The organism is Nesterenkonia sp. CL21 (genome assembly GCF_031705515.1).
In the GTDB taxonomy this organism is placed as follows: domain Bacteria; phylum Actinomycetota; class Actinomycetes; order Actinomycetales; family Micrococcaceae; genus Nesterenkonia; species Nesterenkonia aethiopica.
Map to the genome: position 1 here is coordinate 97,382 of NZ_JAUTWR010000007.1, position 14,025 is coordinate 111,406.

At 70.9% G+C, this 14,025-nt stretch carries 13 protein-coding genes; 2 read left to right on the forward strand and 11 right to left on the reverse strand.

Going from position 1 to position 14,025, the window contains the following annotated elements; genetic code table 11:
• Positions 1 to 160 precede the first annotated feature (160 nt).
• From Q7C18_RS11420 to Q7C18_RS11460, 9 genes are all read right to left on the reverse strand, one after another.
• Positions 161 to 841 (reverse strand): isoprenylcysteine carboxylmethyltransferase family protein, encoded by a 681-nt coding sequence (locus Q7C18_RS11420; RefSeq protein WP_311025502.1) that lies wholly within the window; start codon positions 839 to 841, stop codon positions 161 to 163.
• A 130-nt stretch (positions 842 to 971) separates the two neighbouring features.
• A complete protein-coding gene (locus tag Q7C18_RS11425; RefSeq protein WP_311025503.1) occupies positions 972 to 1,724 on the reverse strand; it encodes a DUF6226 family protein in 753 nt (250 codons plus the stop codon).
• A complete protein-coding gene (locus Q7C18_RS11430) occupies positions 1,721 to 2,023 on the reverse strand; it encodes a hypothetical protein (RefSeq protein ID WP_311025504.1) in 303 nt (100 codons plus the stop codon). Before Q7C18_RS11430 ends, Q7C18_RS11425 begins: the two co-directional genes overlap by 4 nt.
• A gap of 137 nt (positions 2,024 to 2,160) precedes the next feature.
• Entirely contained in the window at positions 2,161 to 3,090 is a 930-nt protein-coding gene (locus tag Q7C18_RS11435) for an SMP-30/gluconolactonase/LRE family protein (protein WP_311025505.1), read from the reverse strand.
• Between the two features lie 5 nt (positions 3,091 to 3,095).
• On the reverse strand, positions 3,096 to 3,902 hold the full coding sequence (locus Q7C18_RS11440) for a triose-phosphate isomerase (RefSeq protein ID WP_311025506.1): 807 nt from the start codon (positions 3,900 to 3,902) through the stop codon (positions 3,096 to 3,098).
• The gene (locus Q7C18_RS11445; RefSeq protein ID WP_311025507.1) at positions 3,902 to 5,647 is read right to left on the reverse strand and encodes a dihydroxyacetone kinase family protein; all 1,746 of its coding nucleotides are present in this window, start codon (positions 5,645 to 5,647) and stop codon (positions 3,902 to 3,904) included. Before Q7C18_RS11445 ends, Q7C18_RS11440 begins: the two co-directional genes overlap by 1 nt.
• Before the next feature lie 23 nt (positions 5,648 to 5,670).
• Positions 5,671 to 7,074, reverse strand: a complete 1,404-nt coding sequence (locus tag Q7C18_RS11450; RefSeq protein ID WP_070158800.1) for a GntP family permease — start codon at positions 7,072 to 7,074, stop codon at positions 5,671 to 5,673.
• 5 nt (positions 7,075 to 7,079) lie between these two features.
• The gene (locus Q7C18_RS11455) at positions 7,080 to 8,060 is read right to left on the reverse strand and encodes a 3-hydroxyacyl-CoA dehydrogenase family protein (protein WP_070158801.1); all 981 of its coding nucleotides are present in this window, start codon (positions 8,058 to 8,060) and stop codon (positions 7,080 to 7,082) included.
• Positions 8,061 to 8,090: 30 nt separating this feature from the next.
• A complete protein-coding gene (locus Q7C18_RS11460; protein ID WP_070158802.1) occupies positions 8,091 to 9,044 on the reverse strand; it encodes a sugar phosphate isomerase/epimerase in 954 nt (317 codons plus the stop codon).
• A 146-nt stretch (positions 9,045 to 9,190) separates the two neighbouring features.
• Here Q7C18_RS11460 and Q7C18_RS11465 point away from each other — a divergent pair, with 146 nt between their 5' ends.
• Entirely contained in the window at positions 9,191 to 9,982 is a 792-nt protein-coding gene (locus tag Q7C18_RS11465) for a GntR family transcriptional regulator (protein ID WP_311025508.1), read from the forward strand.
• Positions 9,983 to 9,998: 16 nt separating this feature from the next.
• On the opposite strand, the gene Q7C18_RS11470 is transcribed toward Q7C18_RS11465, so the two are convergent.
• Together Q7C18_RS11470 and Q7C18_RS11475 are read right to left on the reverse strand one after the other, a co-directional pair.
• On the reverse strand, positions 9,999 to 11,285 hold the full coding sequence (locus Q7C18_RS11470; RefSeq protein WP_311025509.1) for an extracellular solute-binding protein: 1,287 nt from the start codon (positions 11,283 to 11,285) through the stop codon (positions 9,999 to 10,001).
• A gap of 100 nt (positions 11,286 to 11,385) precedes the next feature.
• Positions 11,386 to 12,600, reverse strand: a complete 1,215-nt coding sequence (locus tag Q7C18_RS11475; RefSeq protein WP_311025510.1) for an ROK family transcriptional regulator — start codon at positions 12,598 to 12,600, stop codon at positions 11,386 to 11,388.
• Positions 12,601 to 12,735: 135 nt separating this feature from the next.
• On the opposite strand from Q7C18_RS11475, the gene Q7C18_RS11480 reads away from it, so the two are divergent.
• The gene (locus tag Q7C18_RS11480) at positions 12,736 to 14,004 is read left to right on the forward strand and encodes an extracellular solute-binding protein (protein ID WP_311025511.1); all 1,269 of its coding nucleotides are present in this window, start codon (positions 12,736 to 12,738) and stop codon (positions 14,002 to 14,004) included.
• The last annotated feature ends 21 nt before the right edge of the window (positions 14,005 to 14,025 follow it).

The window sequence follows — 14,025 nt, forward strand, 5'->3', positions numbered from 1 at the left end:
GGGGGCGGCGTCGAGGGTGATGTGCACAGCGACAGGGATGGTCACGCTCTCACAGAGTGCACGGGAGGCTCGGGCGCCCGCACAGCACGGAAGATCGTCTCTCCATGAGAGATCGCCCCTCAATACAGGGACGATCTCTCACCGGGAGACGATTTCTTGCTCAGGCGCACGCCCTCAGGCTCTCCCACCGCGGCAGCCACACACCTACCCCGCGGCGATACTCCTCGAACTCCGCCCCGAACCGGGCTGCGAGATCCTCCTCCTCGAGCGGTCGGACCAGGGTGTTCCAGATCAGCGAGCCGGCCACCACATAGTGGACCACCAGCCAGGAGCCGACCAGCAGGCTCGCCCCGAGGAGCACGACGGCGCCCACGGCGGCCACGATGCCGGCGACGGCGGCCGGCAGCTCGATCCCCACACCCCACCGGCGCTCGCACCACAGGATGACCCCGGGCAGCACCACCAGGAACACCAGCCAGAAGACGGCCAGCTGAGCGAGCGTCTGCCCCACCAGTCGGCCACGACTTGAAGCCCGGGCGGCCCGGAAACGGAAAGGCCCGCGCAGCAGCATCTCAGCGGGAAGCCGACCGAGGTGCAGCACCACCCCGGCTCCCAGCGAGCCGCCGGCGGCCGCGAGCATGATCAGCGCACCCCAGCCCGCCTGACCGGTGATCGAGGCATACCCGACCATCGCGGCGGTCACCAGCACCGTCCAGGGGACAGCCACCCAGATCAGCGGCCGCAGTCCGGCGGCCACCAGCGCTGAGGCGATCACGAACAGCGGCACGTCCAGGATCCCGACGATCACGGGGTCCAGTCCACCGAGCGTGGACCCACGCACCCCCGGGACCGTGAAGACACCCGCCCACCAGAGCGCTCCGCCGAGGGCCTGGAGCGCGAAGTACAGCCGCCCTCACCGCTCGGCGACGACGTCGTCGGCGAGGATCCGGGGCAACGCTGGCGGCATGGGCTCAGCCTACCGAGCCGTCCCACCAGGACTCACCGCACAGCACCTGCCACCCGCGACGCACCCGACCCGCGCGGGCGTCGGCCAGGATGCCGTCGACGTCGCGGGGTAGGCGCCGTCCGCTGGCGCGGTGACCGCCCGGAGTGGTCCAGGCGACCCAGCGACGGCGGCCCCCTCCGCCGCTGACATGCACCGCTCCACCGACCACCGTGAGGATCTCCTGGTCGACGGCCGCCAGCAGATCTGCGGAGCCGGAGTCGCAGGCGTCGCAGCCGCAGTCCGGCTCCCAGCCCAGAAGCACCGGTTCGGAGCCTCCGCGGGCGTCACCCATCCCGACGGCGACGACGCCCCCCGCCACGCCCTCCAGGGCGCCGGTGACCAGGACCAGCGGCTGGGCGTCCGAGCGCCGGGGCACGATGAGATGCACCTGCGGCTGCTCCGGCCGGAAGGTCCAGGACGTCGGCACTGCGGTCAGCACTGCCGTCGGAACGGTGGCCGGCGCTGTGGCCGGCACGGCGTCGCCGAGACCCAGCCGCTCCAGCGCACGCTCCCAGGCCCGGGCCCGTGCGCCCACGATCCTGTACCTCTTTGGCTCGCTGACCCGGGAATACGCGTCCTCGGGCGGCGCCCAATCTCCGCCGGGCAGGAGGCGCTGCGGATACGGGTCTTCCCAGGAGATCTCACTCAGCGGGTCGGCTCGGTATTCCGCCTCGACGGCGGCCCGGACGTCGTCGCGGGTGAGGCCGGGGCCGCTCACGCGGCGAACCGCCGATTCCGCACCTGGCGGTTGTGGCGCCTAGAGATCAGCAGGACGGGGCAGAGCATGACGATGAACAGCGCCGGAATCATCAGCGAATCCGTGGCGGAGGCGAGGCTGCTGACGCCCAGGACCAGCAGAGCGGCGCCCAGCGCGGTCAGCACCGCCACCCATGGCGGCGTGGTGGAGGGATAGCCGAACCACGGCAGACGCTCGTCAGGGTTGGCACGCGCCAGGCGCAGGATCTGGTGGATCACGAGGGTGCCGCCGCACAGCACGGCCAGGAGTCCGAACATCATGCTCCACAGCTGACCAGGGACGATCTCGCCGCGCAACCCCTGGCACACACCAAAGATCGTCTCTCCGTGAGAGATCGCCCCTCAATACAGCGACGATCTCTCACGGAGAGACGATCTTCGGCCAAGGGCGAGCGCTGTCACCCGCGCCAGGCGGCATCGCGGACGGTGACCCGCTGGTGGTACAGCCCGGTGGTGGCCGTGATGTAGAGGTCGAGCACGTCCGGGCCGCCGAAGCACAGGTTCGACACCACCTCCGGGACCGGCAGGTGCCCCAGATGCTCGCCGGACGGCGAGTACAGGTGCACCCCGTCCCCGGCGGAGCTCCAGATGCGCCCGTCCACGTCCACCCGGATGCCGTCCGGCACGCCGTCGGCGATCTCGAACACCGTCCAGCCCTCCCCGCAGCGCACCGCCCGACCGGTCCGGGCGGCCTCTCCATCACGGATCACCGGGTAGGCGCGCACATGGTGCGGGTTCCCCTCTCCCGGCTTCCGGGCGGCGAGGGTGTCGCTGACGTAGAGCATCGACTCGTCGGGGGAGAACGCCAACCCGTTGGGGTCTCCCATCTCCGTGACCATCGGCTGGGCCTCCCCGGTGTGCGGGTCCACGCGGAACACGTAGCAGCCGCCGTACTCCATCTCCCCAGGGTGGCCCTCCTCCGGGTTGACGATGCCGTACGGCGGATCGGTGAACCAGACCGCCCCGTCGGAGGCCACAACGATGTCGTTGGGCGAGTTGAACCGCCCGCCGGCCCAGCGCTCCACCACCGGAGTGACCACTGGACCCTGCTGCCCCGAGGCCTCCACCTCCACCCGGCGGAGCCCGTGGGAGCACTGCACCACCGCGCCGTCGGGGCGCAGGGTCCGCCCGTTGGTGAACTCGACCTCGTCACGATGCACGGAGGCCTTCCCCGTGGCGGGGTCGTACTGCAGGATGCGGTTCCCGGGGATGTCAGACCAGCGCACGACGCCGGCGTCCGGCACCCAGCAGGGCCCCTCCGTCCACGTGGCGCCGTCGGCGACCTTGCGCAGCGTGGATCCGGGCTCGAGCAGTTCATCCAGCGTCATGGAGCTCATCCGTCCAGCCTGCCACGATGGGCCCGCCCATGGGAGGCCCCGATCTCCAGCAGCTCCAGGTACCCGTCCAACCCCCAGGCCGAGCGGCCGACGAACAGTCCGTCCACCCCGGGGATCCCCAGCAGCTCAGCCGCATTGTCCTGGTTCACCGAGCCGCCGTAGAGCACCGCCTCCACCTGGGCGCCATAGGCACGGTCCAGGGCGGCGAAGGGTGCGGAGAGCTCCTGCACCGTGGCGGGCCTGCCGTGCTCGCCGATGGCCCAGATGGGCTCATAGGCCACCAGCACCCGCGCCAGCTGGGCGGAGTCCAGTCCGGCGAGCGCCCCGCGCACCTGGGCGAGGATGAACTCCTCGGCGTCACCGGCGTCCCGGACCGCAGCGGGCTCGCCGACGCACAGCAGGGGCCGCAGCCCGTGGCGCAGCGCGGCGCGGACCTTCAGCGCGGTGGTCTCCACCGTCTCGCCGAAGTGCTCGCGCCGCTCGGAGTGTCCGATCTCGATCAGCCGGGCCCCGGCGTCGGCGGCCTGCGGCACGGAGATCTCCCCGGTCCAGGCGCCGGCGTCCTCCCAGTGGGCATTCTGGGCACCCAGCAGCACCTGGGCCTGGACGTGCTGCAGCTGCCGGTCCACCTCGGCCAGCGCGGTGTGCGGCGGGATGACGAATGCCTGCACAGCGTCGGTCAGCTCCGGGCGGGCCTGGAGAGTCTCGGCGAGTCCGGCCGTGTAGTGGCGCGCCTCGGCGAGGGTCTTGGTCATCTTCCAGCTGGTGCCGATCCAGCACGACGACGTCGCGGCCAGTCCCATCAGCGGGCCTCGAACCAGGAGGCGACGTCGGCGGCGAGCATGCCGAAGGAGACCGCCCCGGGGTCAGGGGTGCCGCGGGACTTCTCGCCCAGCACCCGGGAGCGGCCGAGCCGGGCGGTGAGCTCTGCGGTGGCCTCCGCGGCCTGCTGGGCGGTGCGAGCGGCCTGCCGTGCGGCGGCGGCCAGATCCCCGTCGGCGTGGAACGTCGCGGCCAGGCTCCGGGCGTAGGGCGCGGCGGCGTCCATCATGGTCTTGTCCCCGGGCTGGGCCCCGCCGAGCCGAGCGACGGCGTCCACGGCGGCGCCCAGCGCGGCGGCGATGTCGGCGTCAGTGGGTGCCGCATCGTCGCTCAGCGCGCCGCCGGCGGCTGTCAGGGCGGCGCCCCACAGGGCTCCGGAGGTGCCGCCGGCGGATTCGGCCCAGGCGGAGCCGGCCCGCACCAGCAGTGTGCGCACCCCGGAGCCGCCGTCGAGGGCTTCCTGGGCGGCGGCCACCGCACCCCGGGTGCCCAGGCGCATGCCCTGACCGTGGTCGCCGTCTCCGGCGATCGCGTCGATGCGACCCAGCTCCTCCTCGTGCGCCGCGCAGGTGGCCTCGAAGCGCTCCACCAGCCGCAGCACCTGGGCGGCGCAGGCCCGGGAGGCCTCGGCGGCCTCCGGGATCGCCTCGGCGCCGGGAGCGTAGATCTCATCGCGGGCGGGGGCCTGAGCACTGGGTCCGACGACGGCGCCGCCGCGCCGGAGCGCGGGTGTGTCCACCGGGGCGAGCCAGTGGCGCTCCAGCTCCTCGTCGAGGACCACGAGGGTCAGCGAGAGACCAGCCATGTCGAGGCTGGTGACGAACTCACCGACCTCGGGACGCACCACGGTGAGCCCGGCGTCGGCAAGACGTTCCGCCACCCGCCGGTGGACCACGAAGAGCTCCTCGTACTTGACCGTGCCCAGCCCGTTGAGCAGCATCGCCACCCGGCCGGAGTGTCCGGCGGGAGCGACCGCGGCCTGCACGGCGGGGAGCTCGGCGAGCAGGCCGTCCACCAGCAGGTCCGCGACCTCGTCGGCGGTGCCGAGGGCACGGTCCTCCACTCCCGGTTCGCCGTGGATGCCCAGGCCGACCCCCATGGTGCCGGGTTCCACGTGGAACAGGGGCTCCTGGGCCCCGGGCAGGGTGCAGCCGTCGAAGGCCACGCCCAGGGAGATCGTCGCGCTGTCGGCCCGGCGGGCGATCCGCTCGGCCTCGTCCAGGTCGGCGCCCGCCTCGATGGCCGCACCGGTGATCTTGAAGACCGGCAGGTCCCCGGCGATGCCGCGCCGGGTGCGCCGCTGCTCGGCGGGCCCGGAGGCGACGTCGTCGGTGACGGCCACGATACGGGTGTCGATGCCCTCGGCGCGCAGCTTCTCGGCGGCCGCCCCGAAGTGGAGCACATCGCCGGCGTAGTTGCCGAAGCCGAGGATGACCCCTCCCCCGTTGTCGGCGTTGCGGGCCACCGCATGCACCTGGGAGGCCGAGGGGGAGGCGAAGATGTTGCCGCAGGGGGCGCCGTGGCCCATCCCTGGGCCGACCCAGCCGGCGAAGGCCGGGTAGTGGCCGGAGCCGCCCCCGATCACCAGGGCGGGCTGCCCGGGCGGGGTCTGCCGCGCCCGGACCACCCCTCCGTGGACGGCGGTCACGTGCTCAGGGTGGGCGGCGACGAAGCCGGCCACCGCCTCGGCGGCGAAGTCGGAGGCGTCGTTGATCAGGTAGGTCATCAGGTGTCCTCGGTTCTGTTCTCTCAGACGACCAGCGCGTAGGCCGCCCAGCTCAGCAGGAAGGCCATGACGCCGATCGCGGTGCCGATGACGCTCCAGGTCTTCAGCGTGGTCATGGTGTCGAAGCCGCAGAAGCGGCCCACCAGCCAGAAGCCGGAGTCGTTGAAGTGGGAGCAGGTGATGGAGCCCGCCACGATGGCCACCACCACGGTGGCCAGCGCGAAGCCGTCCAGGCCGAGCCCGGCCACAGCGGGGGCCATGATGGAGCCGGCCGTGGTGGCCGCGACGGTGGCCGAGCCCTGGGCGACGCGGATGACCACCGCCACCAGGAACCCGGCGAGGATGACCGGCAGCCCCATGGCGTCGAGGCCGTCGGCGATGGACTCCCCGATGCCGGTGGCGGTCAGCACGGCGCCGAAGGCACCGCCGGCTCCGGTGATCAGGATGATCGAGCAGACCGGGGCCAGGGCGTTGTCGGTGAGGTCGGAGAGGGCCGAGCCCACCGTGGCGCCGCGGGCCCGGCGGGGGCGGATGTACAGCAGGTACATGGCTACCAGAGAGGAGATCAGCAGCGCCACCGGGGTGGGGCCGATCAGCTGGGACAGCGCGTAGACGGGACTCTCGGTGGGCAGCGTGCCGTCGGCCTCCAGCGTGGAGGACAGCGTGTTGAAGAAGATCAGCACCAGCGGAAGCACCAGGCAGCCGATCACCGTGCCGAAAGCCGGCAGCTCGTCCTCCTCCTTGACTTCGGGTTCACCGAACAGCGTCGGCACCGGGTAGCCGGGGTATCGCCTGGCCAGCACGAGGCCGAGTCGGTAGCCGGCCAGGTACCAGGTGGGCAGACCCACCAGCAGGGCCACCAGCAGCACGGTGCCGACGTCGGCGCCCATCACGGTGGCCGCCGCCGTCGGGCCCGGATGCGGCGGGGTGAGCGCATGCATCATCAGGAACGCCCCGATGGAGGGCAGCACGTAGAGCATGAAGCTGCCGCCCAGTCGGCGGGCCACCGTGTAGATGATCGGCAGCATCACGATGAACCCGGCGTCCAGGAAGATCGGGAAGGCGTAGAACAGGGAGGCCACGGCGAGCGCCAGCGGCGCCTTGCGCTCGCCGAAGGTGCGCAGCATGCGGTCCGCCAGCACCTGGGCGCCGCCGGAGGCCTCCACGAGGCGGCCCAGCACCGCGCCGAAGCCGATGAGCAGCGCCACGTTGCCCACGGTGGTCGAGAATCCGCTCACGACGACGTCGAGGACGTCGCCGATGCCGATCCCGGCGACCAGTGCGGTGAGCAGGGAGACGATGATCAGGGCGAAGAAGGCGTGGAGCTTGACCTTGACAATGAGCACCAGCAGGGCCGCGATGGCGGCGACCGCGATGAGCATGAGCGCCCAGGTGGGGTGCTCCACGGCGAGGGTGATGCCGTCCATGGGACTCAGTCCGTCCCCTCGGGGCGGGTGCCCGTCGGCGCCGGGCCGAGCTCGCGCAGCAGGTCACCCATCCGGGCGTAGGCCTTGTTGCGGTAGGCGATGAGCTCGGCGGCGGTCTGCTCGTCGAAGTCGCCGGTCCAGCCCTTGCCGTTCTTCACCCCGTGACGGCCGGACTCCACCTGGTCGAGCAGCATCTGCGGGGTGGCCATACGCTCTCCGAAGGCCTCTTCGACGATGCGGAAGCACTTGGCGTAGACGTCCAGGCCGGCCTGGTCGGCGATGGCGAAGGGCCCGAAGAAGCCCAGCCGGAAGCCGAAGGTGGTGCGGACGATGATGTCCACCGCCTCCGGGGTGGCCACGCCCTCCTCCACGACGGTGACGGCCTCTTTGAGCAGAGCGTACTGGAGGCGGTTGAGCACCATGCCGGGCACGTCGGCGACCTCAGCGCCCTCCTTGCCGATCCGCGGCAGCAGCTCTTTGACCGCCTCGACGGCCCAGGCCTCGGTGGCCTCTCCGGAGACGAGTTCGACGCCCGGGATGAAGGGGGCGGGGTTGGAGAAGTGGACCGTGAGGAACCGCCCGGGGTTGGTCACATGCGGGGCGAGCACGTGGACGGGAATGGTGGAGGTGTTGGTCCCGATGATGGCGTCCTCACGGGCGTGCTCGGAGATGCGCCCGAGGACCTCCTGCTTGACCTCGGGGGACTCGAAGACGGCCTCCTCGATGAGATCGGCCCGGGCGACGGCGGCCTCGAAGCTGGTGCCGGCGCTCAGGTGGGTGCGGATGGTCTCCGTGGAGCCGGCCGGGTAGAGGCCCTGGTCTTCGAACTGCTGGGCCTCGGCGAGCAGGCGCTCCAGGCCGCGGGCGGTGGTCTCGGAGTCGACGTCGACGATCTGGACGTCCAGGCCGGCCAGGGCCATGGACTGGGCGATGCCGCCGCCCATGTAGCCGGCGCCGACGACGGTGACGGTGCTGATGGTGGTCATGCGGGTGTTCTCCTTGGGTCAGGGACGGGATCAGCCGGTGGGCAGCGCGGAGCGGAGCACCTGGCGAATGTAGTCACGGTTCTCGGCGCAGACGCCGATGGAGTCGGAGCCGTAGTGCTCGCAGCAGAACGGCCCGGTGAAGCCGAGCTCCAGGGCCCGGCGGATGATGCGCCGGTAGTTGATGTAGCCGTGCTTCAGCGGCAGCGGCGCGGTGGCATAGGCCCCGGTGGCGGGGTCGAAGTCCCTCGAGTAGTTCTTGATGTGCCAGAAGTTGGTGTGCGGCAGGACCTTCTCGAACATCGCGTCGGGGTCCTCCACGGGGCGGTGGAGCCGCACCAGGTTGCCGAGGTCGGGGTTGAGCCCGACGGCCGGGTGGTCGACGTCGCGGAGGAAGGCCACGGCCTCATCCGGAGTGCCGACGAACGTGTCCTCGTACATCTCCAGACTCAGTTCGACGCCGTTGGCCTGCGCGTGGTCGCCAAGCTCGCGGATGCGCTCGATCGCCAGGGGCCGCAGGGCAGGGTCGTCCACGTGGCCGTCGGCCAGCCAGAACCACAGGGCGTCGGCCTGAGCGGGGGTGAAGGCCTGCATGAATCCGGTGTTGACGATGGTGGCGCCGAACTCCGGAGCCAGGTCGAGGAGCCGGTGGGCGTCGGCGAGGTTCCGTTCCCCGTGCTGGACGTCCACCACGGAGTTCCGCGTCATGGAGATCGAGGGGATCTGCAGGCCGTGGTCGGCCAGGACCGCTTTGAACTCGGCGATCCGGGCGTCGCTGAGCCGGTGCAGCGGCAGCCAGGCGTCGGTGGGGTCGATGTGGGTGAAGCCGAGGTCGCGCATCTGGGCCAGGCAGTCGGCCCAGGCGGAGGCGGGCTCGTCCCACCAGGGGCGCCCGCTGGGGCCGGTGGGGCCGAAGGCGAGCATGTTGCCGGCGATGGGCCAGGTCTCCGCCGCGTGCGGGACAGGTCTCGGGGTCTGGACGGGCATGGGCGGGTCCTCTCTGCCGGGGCATCGGACGACCATCCCCGGAATGTGACGCAGGTCCTGTGGCTCGGACCACATGCTCGCATATCCTATAGGAAATAGGAAGATGCAGGACCGTGTCGCCGTCGACCCGCTAGGATCACCAGACGATGAACCGCTCGCTCAGCCCTCGCTCCGGCCGCCGCTCCGACCTCCGCGCCGGCGACTCCGATGCCACCGACCCCGGCGCCCGGGTGGCCCGGCGCGCGTTGCGCGATGAGGTCTACTCCGCCCTGTTCGACCGCATCCTGGACGGCTCGGCGCCTGCGGGCAGCTCGATGAGCATCGACGCCCTGGCCCGGGAGCTGGACGTCTCCCCCACTCCGGTGCGGGAGGCTCTGGTGCAGCTGGAGCACACCGGGCTGGTGACCCGGGTGGCGCTGAAGGGATACCGGGTGGCGCCCCAACTGAGCGGCCAGCAGCTGCGCGAACTGTTCGAGATGCGCATGATCGTGGAGATGGCCGCCGTGGAGCGCGCCGCCGAGCAGGCCGCCGCCCTGACCCCCGTGCTGCGTGCCGCCCACGAGCGGCACGTCCGCGCCGCCCAACGGGTGCGCGCCCTGCGGACCCAGGAGGACCACGCCGAGAGCCACACGGCAGGCGACGCCGCCCCGCAGGACTTCGAGGACCTGCGGGAGTACTTCGAGGCTGACCGTGACTTCCACCGGGTCATCCTCGAGGCGGCCGGGAACCGCTATCTGCTGCAGACCAGTGAGTCACTCAGCGCCCATGTGCAGCGCCTCCGCCAGACGGTGGACCACGGGGAGCTGGATCTGGACGAAGCCCTGGCCGAGCATGAAGCGGTGCTGGAGGCCTTCGAGTCCGGAGACCCGGAGCTGATGCGTCGTACGCTGCGCACGCACCTGCAGGCCGTGGCCTCCCGCGTGCGCAGCGACGACTGATCACTGACTCCGGCCCTCACTCCGGCTGAGTGGCATTCATGTTCTCGGCGAACTCCTCCGGGGTGATCTGCCCCAGGAAGACGCTCTCCAGGTTCTCCAGCAGCGGCTGCTCCTGGCTCGGGTCCACCGCCTGGTCCCAGGACAGCTGGAAGCTCGGGGCGTCCCGCACCATGTCATAGGCGAAGCCCAGGAACTCCTCGTCCTCCGTGTCGGCGATCTTCTCCTCGAGCCCTTCCAGCGGCGGGATGTTGCCCGTCTCCAGCATGGCGTCCACGGACTCGTCGTTGAACAGGTGCTCGCTGAGGTAGTCGATCCCCGCCTGCTGGTCCTCCTCGGAGGCGTCCGCGGACACGGACCAGAAGTTCGCCGGGTTGCCCACGATGTTGGCCGGGTCCCCCGCCCCGCCCGGGATCTCCGGGAAAGTGGTGAACGCCAGGTCCCCGGAGGCGGCGAAGTCGGGGACGTCCTCGAGCATGCGCGAGTACACCCAGGATCCCTGCAGCACCATGGCGGCCCGCCCGTCGGCGAGCATCTGGGCATCCTCGTTCTGGTCGGCCACCACGGAGGAGAAGTTCGGGTCGAAGGCCTCGGCGTCGAGCAGCTCCTGGACCCGCTCGAGCGCCTCGATGATCGCCGGATGAGACCAGGCGTCGGGCTCGCCGGCGACGACGGCATCGAAGGCCTCCGGACCGCCGATCCTGTCGGTCAGGTACGAGGCCCACATCAGCATCGGCCATCGGGAGCCGCCCGCGAGTGCGAAGGGGACGATGTCGGCGTCGTTGAAGGCCTCCACGGCCTCGAGCATCTCGTCCCAGTCGGTGGGGACGTCGACGCCGACCTCGTCGAAGACGGCCTGGTTGACGTACATGACCACCGGCTGGACGTTGTTCATCGGCACCGCGTAGGTGCTGCCGTCCACCTCCCCGTTGGCGACCACGGAGTCGATGAGCCGCTCGCGCAGGTCTTCGGTGGACTCGGTGAGGTCGACGACGTAATCGTGCTCCACATACTCCAGCAGCGTGCCGCCGGTCCAGCCGACGATCAGCGTGGGCGCCTCGCCCGAGCCGACGGCGGTGCGGATGCGCTCCTTGTAGACGTCGTTGGCGAAGGAGTCCACGGTGATCGCCTGATCCGGATTCTCCTCGTTCCAGGCCTCGAAGTCCTCCTCGACGACGGGCCAGACCCCTCCGTTGAGCACCCAGGCATTGGCCTCCCCTCCCCCGCCGCCCCCGCCGCAGGCCGTGAGGCCGAGCAGCAGAGTCGTCGTCGTGGCGCCGATGGTGGTGATCCGTGATGCCTGCATGGCGATGCCTTCCCTGGGTGATGTGACTCACAGGGATTATGGCCTCTTCGAGAGACAAAAGAAAGGGCCCCGTCTGGACGGCCCTGCGACGCGCCGATGATCAGTCCAGCAGCGCCCGCTCCCTGACGACGTCGACCGCCCGCGAAACGGCACCGCGCAGGACCACGTCACCGCCGGCAGTGGAGGCCACGAGCTCCGGGCAGCGGAAGACGACCGAGGCCTCCAAGATCTCCCGGGTGCGACTGAGCAGCGGTTCGGCCGAAGCGGCGAAGGGGCCGGCCAGCACAACGCGATCCAGGTCCAACAGGCCGGTGAGCAGCGTGACCACGGGCGCCAGGCGTCGCGCCAGACGGTCCACGATCTCCAGGGCGACGGGATCGCCCTGCGTCGCCGCCTCGAGCAACGCCTCCGCGCCCCAGTCCTCCGGCGGAAGCTCCGCCAGCTCGCCGGCCAGCAGGCCGGCGTCGGCCATCCGCTGGATCTCCCATCGCGTGCGGCGCCCCAGGCCGTGCGGCGCATCGACGCCGGAGACCATGTCCAGCACGCGCAGCTCGCCCACGCGGCCGCGCGTGCCGCGCAGCAGCGCGCCGTCGACCACGATGCCGGCGCCGAACCGCTCGGCCGCCAGCAGCACGGCGAAGGAGCGCGCCCCCACCCCCGCCCCGTCGGCGGCCTCGTAGAGCGCTCCGAGGTTGGCGTCGTTGTCCAGTCGGACCATCCAGCCCCGGTCCTGGAACATGTCGGCGTAGCCGGGGTTAGCGATGCTCCAGTAGTGGGCGTCGTCGTCGGGCGGGGGCGAGGCGCCCTGCAGGTCCACCGGTGCGGGCACACCGATGACGACGGCGGCCACGCGCTCCCCGGCCACACCCGCCGCCGCGAGCGCGGCATCGACGAGCGCCTCGAGCTCCTCCCTCCGCAGACCAGGATCCCGGAGGGCGCGCACCTCCCGGCGGACGCGCGCCAATTCCTCTCCGTGCAGATCCGCGACGACGGCGGTGAAGACGTCCTCATCGGCGTCGCAGCCGACCACATAGGCGGCCTCCGGGCAGAAGGCATGCCGCAGCGCCGGCCGCCCCTTCACATACCGGCCCGCAGCACGGGCGTCGGCCACCTTCCGCAACCATCCGGCCTCGACCAGGTCACGGCACAACGAAAGCACGGTGGCGCGCGTCAGTCCCGTGCCCTCCATGAGCTCGGTGGCCGTCATCGGCTCGCCCGACCAGGCGTACTCGAGCAGACGTCGGCCGTTGAGCACGCGCTGGGACACACCGTTCACGGCCAGTCCGCCCGTCTGCCTCGATTCCTGATCATCCACGCCGCCATCATAGACAGCCTTAAATATAGATGCTAAATTTACGCACCACAGGATGTGGCGGAGATCACCAGGGCTTCTCCCGCATGGATTCCCTGCTCGCACCACAGGTTCGATTCGCACCTCAGGAGGACAAGCATGGGCGCACCCCCACCGTCGGTGTCCCGGCGGAGTCTCATCGCCGGAGCGGCAGGCCTCGCCGCACTCTCCCTGGCCGGCTGCGGCGGCGGCCGCAGCGACGCCACGGAGCTCCGCTTCTACCAGACCAAGCGTGAGGTCATCCCCTACATCCGCGACCTCCTCGGCGACTTCCGCGAGGAGTTCCCCGGGGTCCGCCCCATCCATGACACCGCCGAAGGCACGCTCAACGGCATGTTCGTCCGCAACTCGCCGCCGGACATCGCGCTGCAGCTCTACAACTTCGAGATGGCCCGCTTCGTGGAGCGCGGCGAGCTCAGCGACCTCTCCGACCTGCCCGAGACCCAGGCCATCGCCGCACCGGTGATGGAGCAGGTCCAGCTCTATCCGCAGTACGAGGACCACGTCTCCGTGCTGCCGTATTCGATGATGGCCGCCTCGGTCATCTACAACCGCGAGATCTTCGCCGAGCACGGCGTCGAGGTCCCCACCACCTACAGCGAGTTCATCGCCGCCTGCGAGACCTTCCAGGACGCCGGCGTCACTCCCGTCTACGGCACTTACGCCGACGCCTGGACCGTGAAGCAGGGCCTGGTGGACTACGCGGTGGGCGGGATGGTCGACGTCATCGACTTCTTCCAGCAGCTCCGCGCCCAGGGCCCCGACGTCACGCCCGACTCCCCGGTCTCCTTCAGCCAGGTGCTGCACGAGCCGCTGGAGAAGATGCTGGAGATCTCCGAGTACACCCAGCATGATGCGCTGAGCCGCAACTACGGCGACGGCAACAACGCCTTCGCCAACGGCGAGGCGGCCATGTACTTCCAGGGGCCCTGGGCGCTCATCGAGATCGGACAGATCAACCCGGACCTGGAGGTCGGCACCTTCCCGCTGCCCATGACCGAGGACCCGGCGGACAACAAGGTCCGAGTCAACCTGGACCTCGCCCTGTGGATCCCCGAGGGAGCCCGGCACCCCCAGGAGGCCCGCCAGCTGCTGCAGTATCTGGCCCGCCCGGAGATCCAGGACGCCTACAACGAACACGCCCTGGGGTTCGGAGTCCGCGAGGACGCCCCGGACGTCACCGACGAACGCATCGCCGAGATGCAGCCCTACGTGGACAGCGGCGCCATCTACCAAGGCGTCTCCCAGGGCATCCCGCTGACCATCCCCTTCGAGAGCTACTGCCAGGACCTCGTCTTCGGAGCCGACCTCGAGCAGATGCTGCGCACGCTCGACGCCGACTGGGCACGCCTGGCCCAGCGCACCTGACCGGCCGCTCGACCAAGGAGC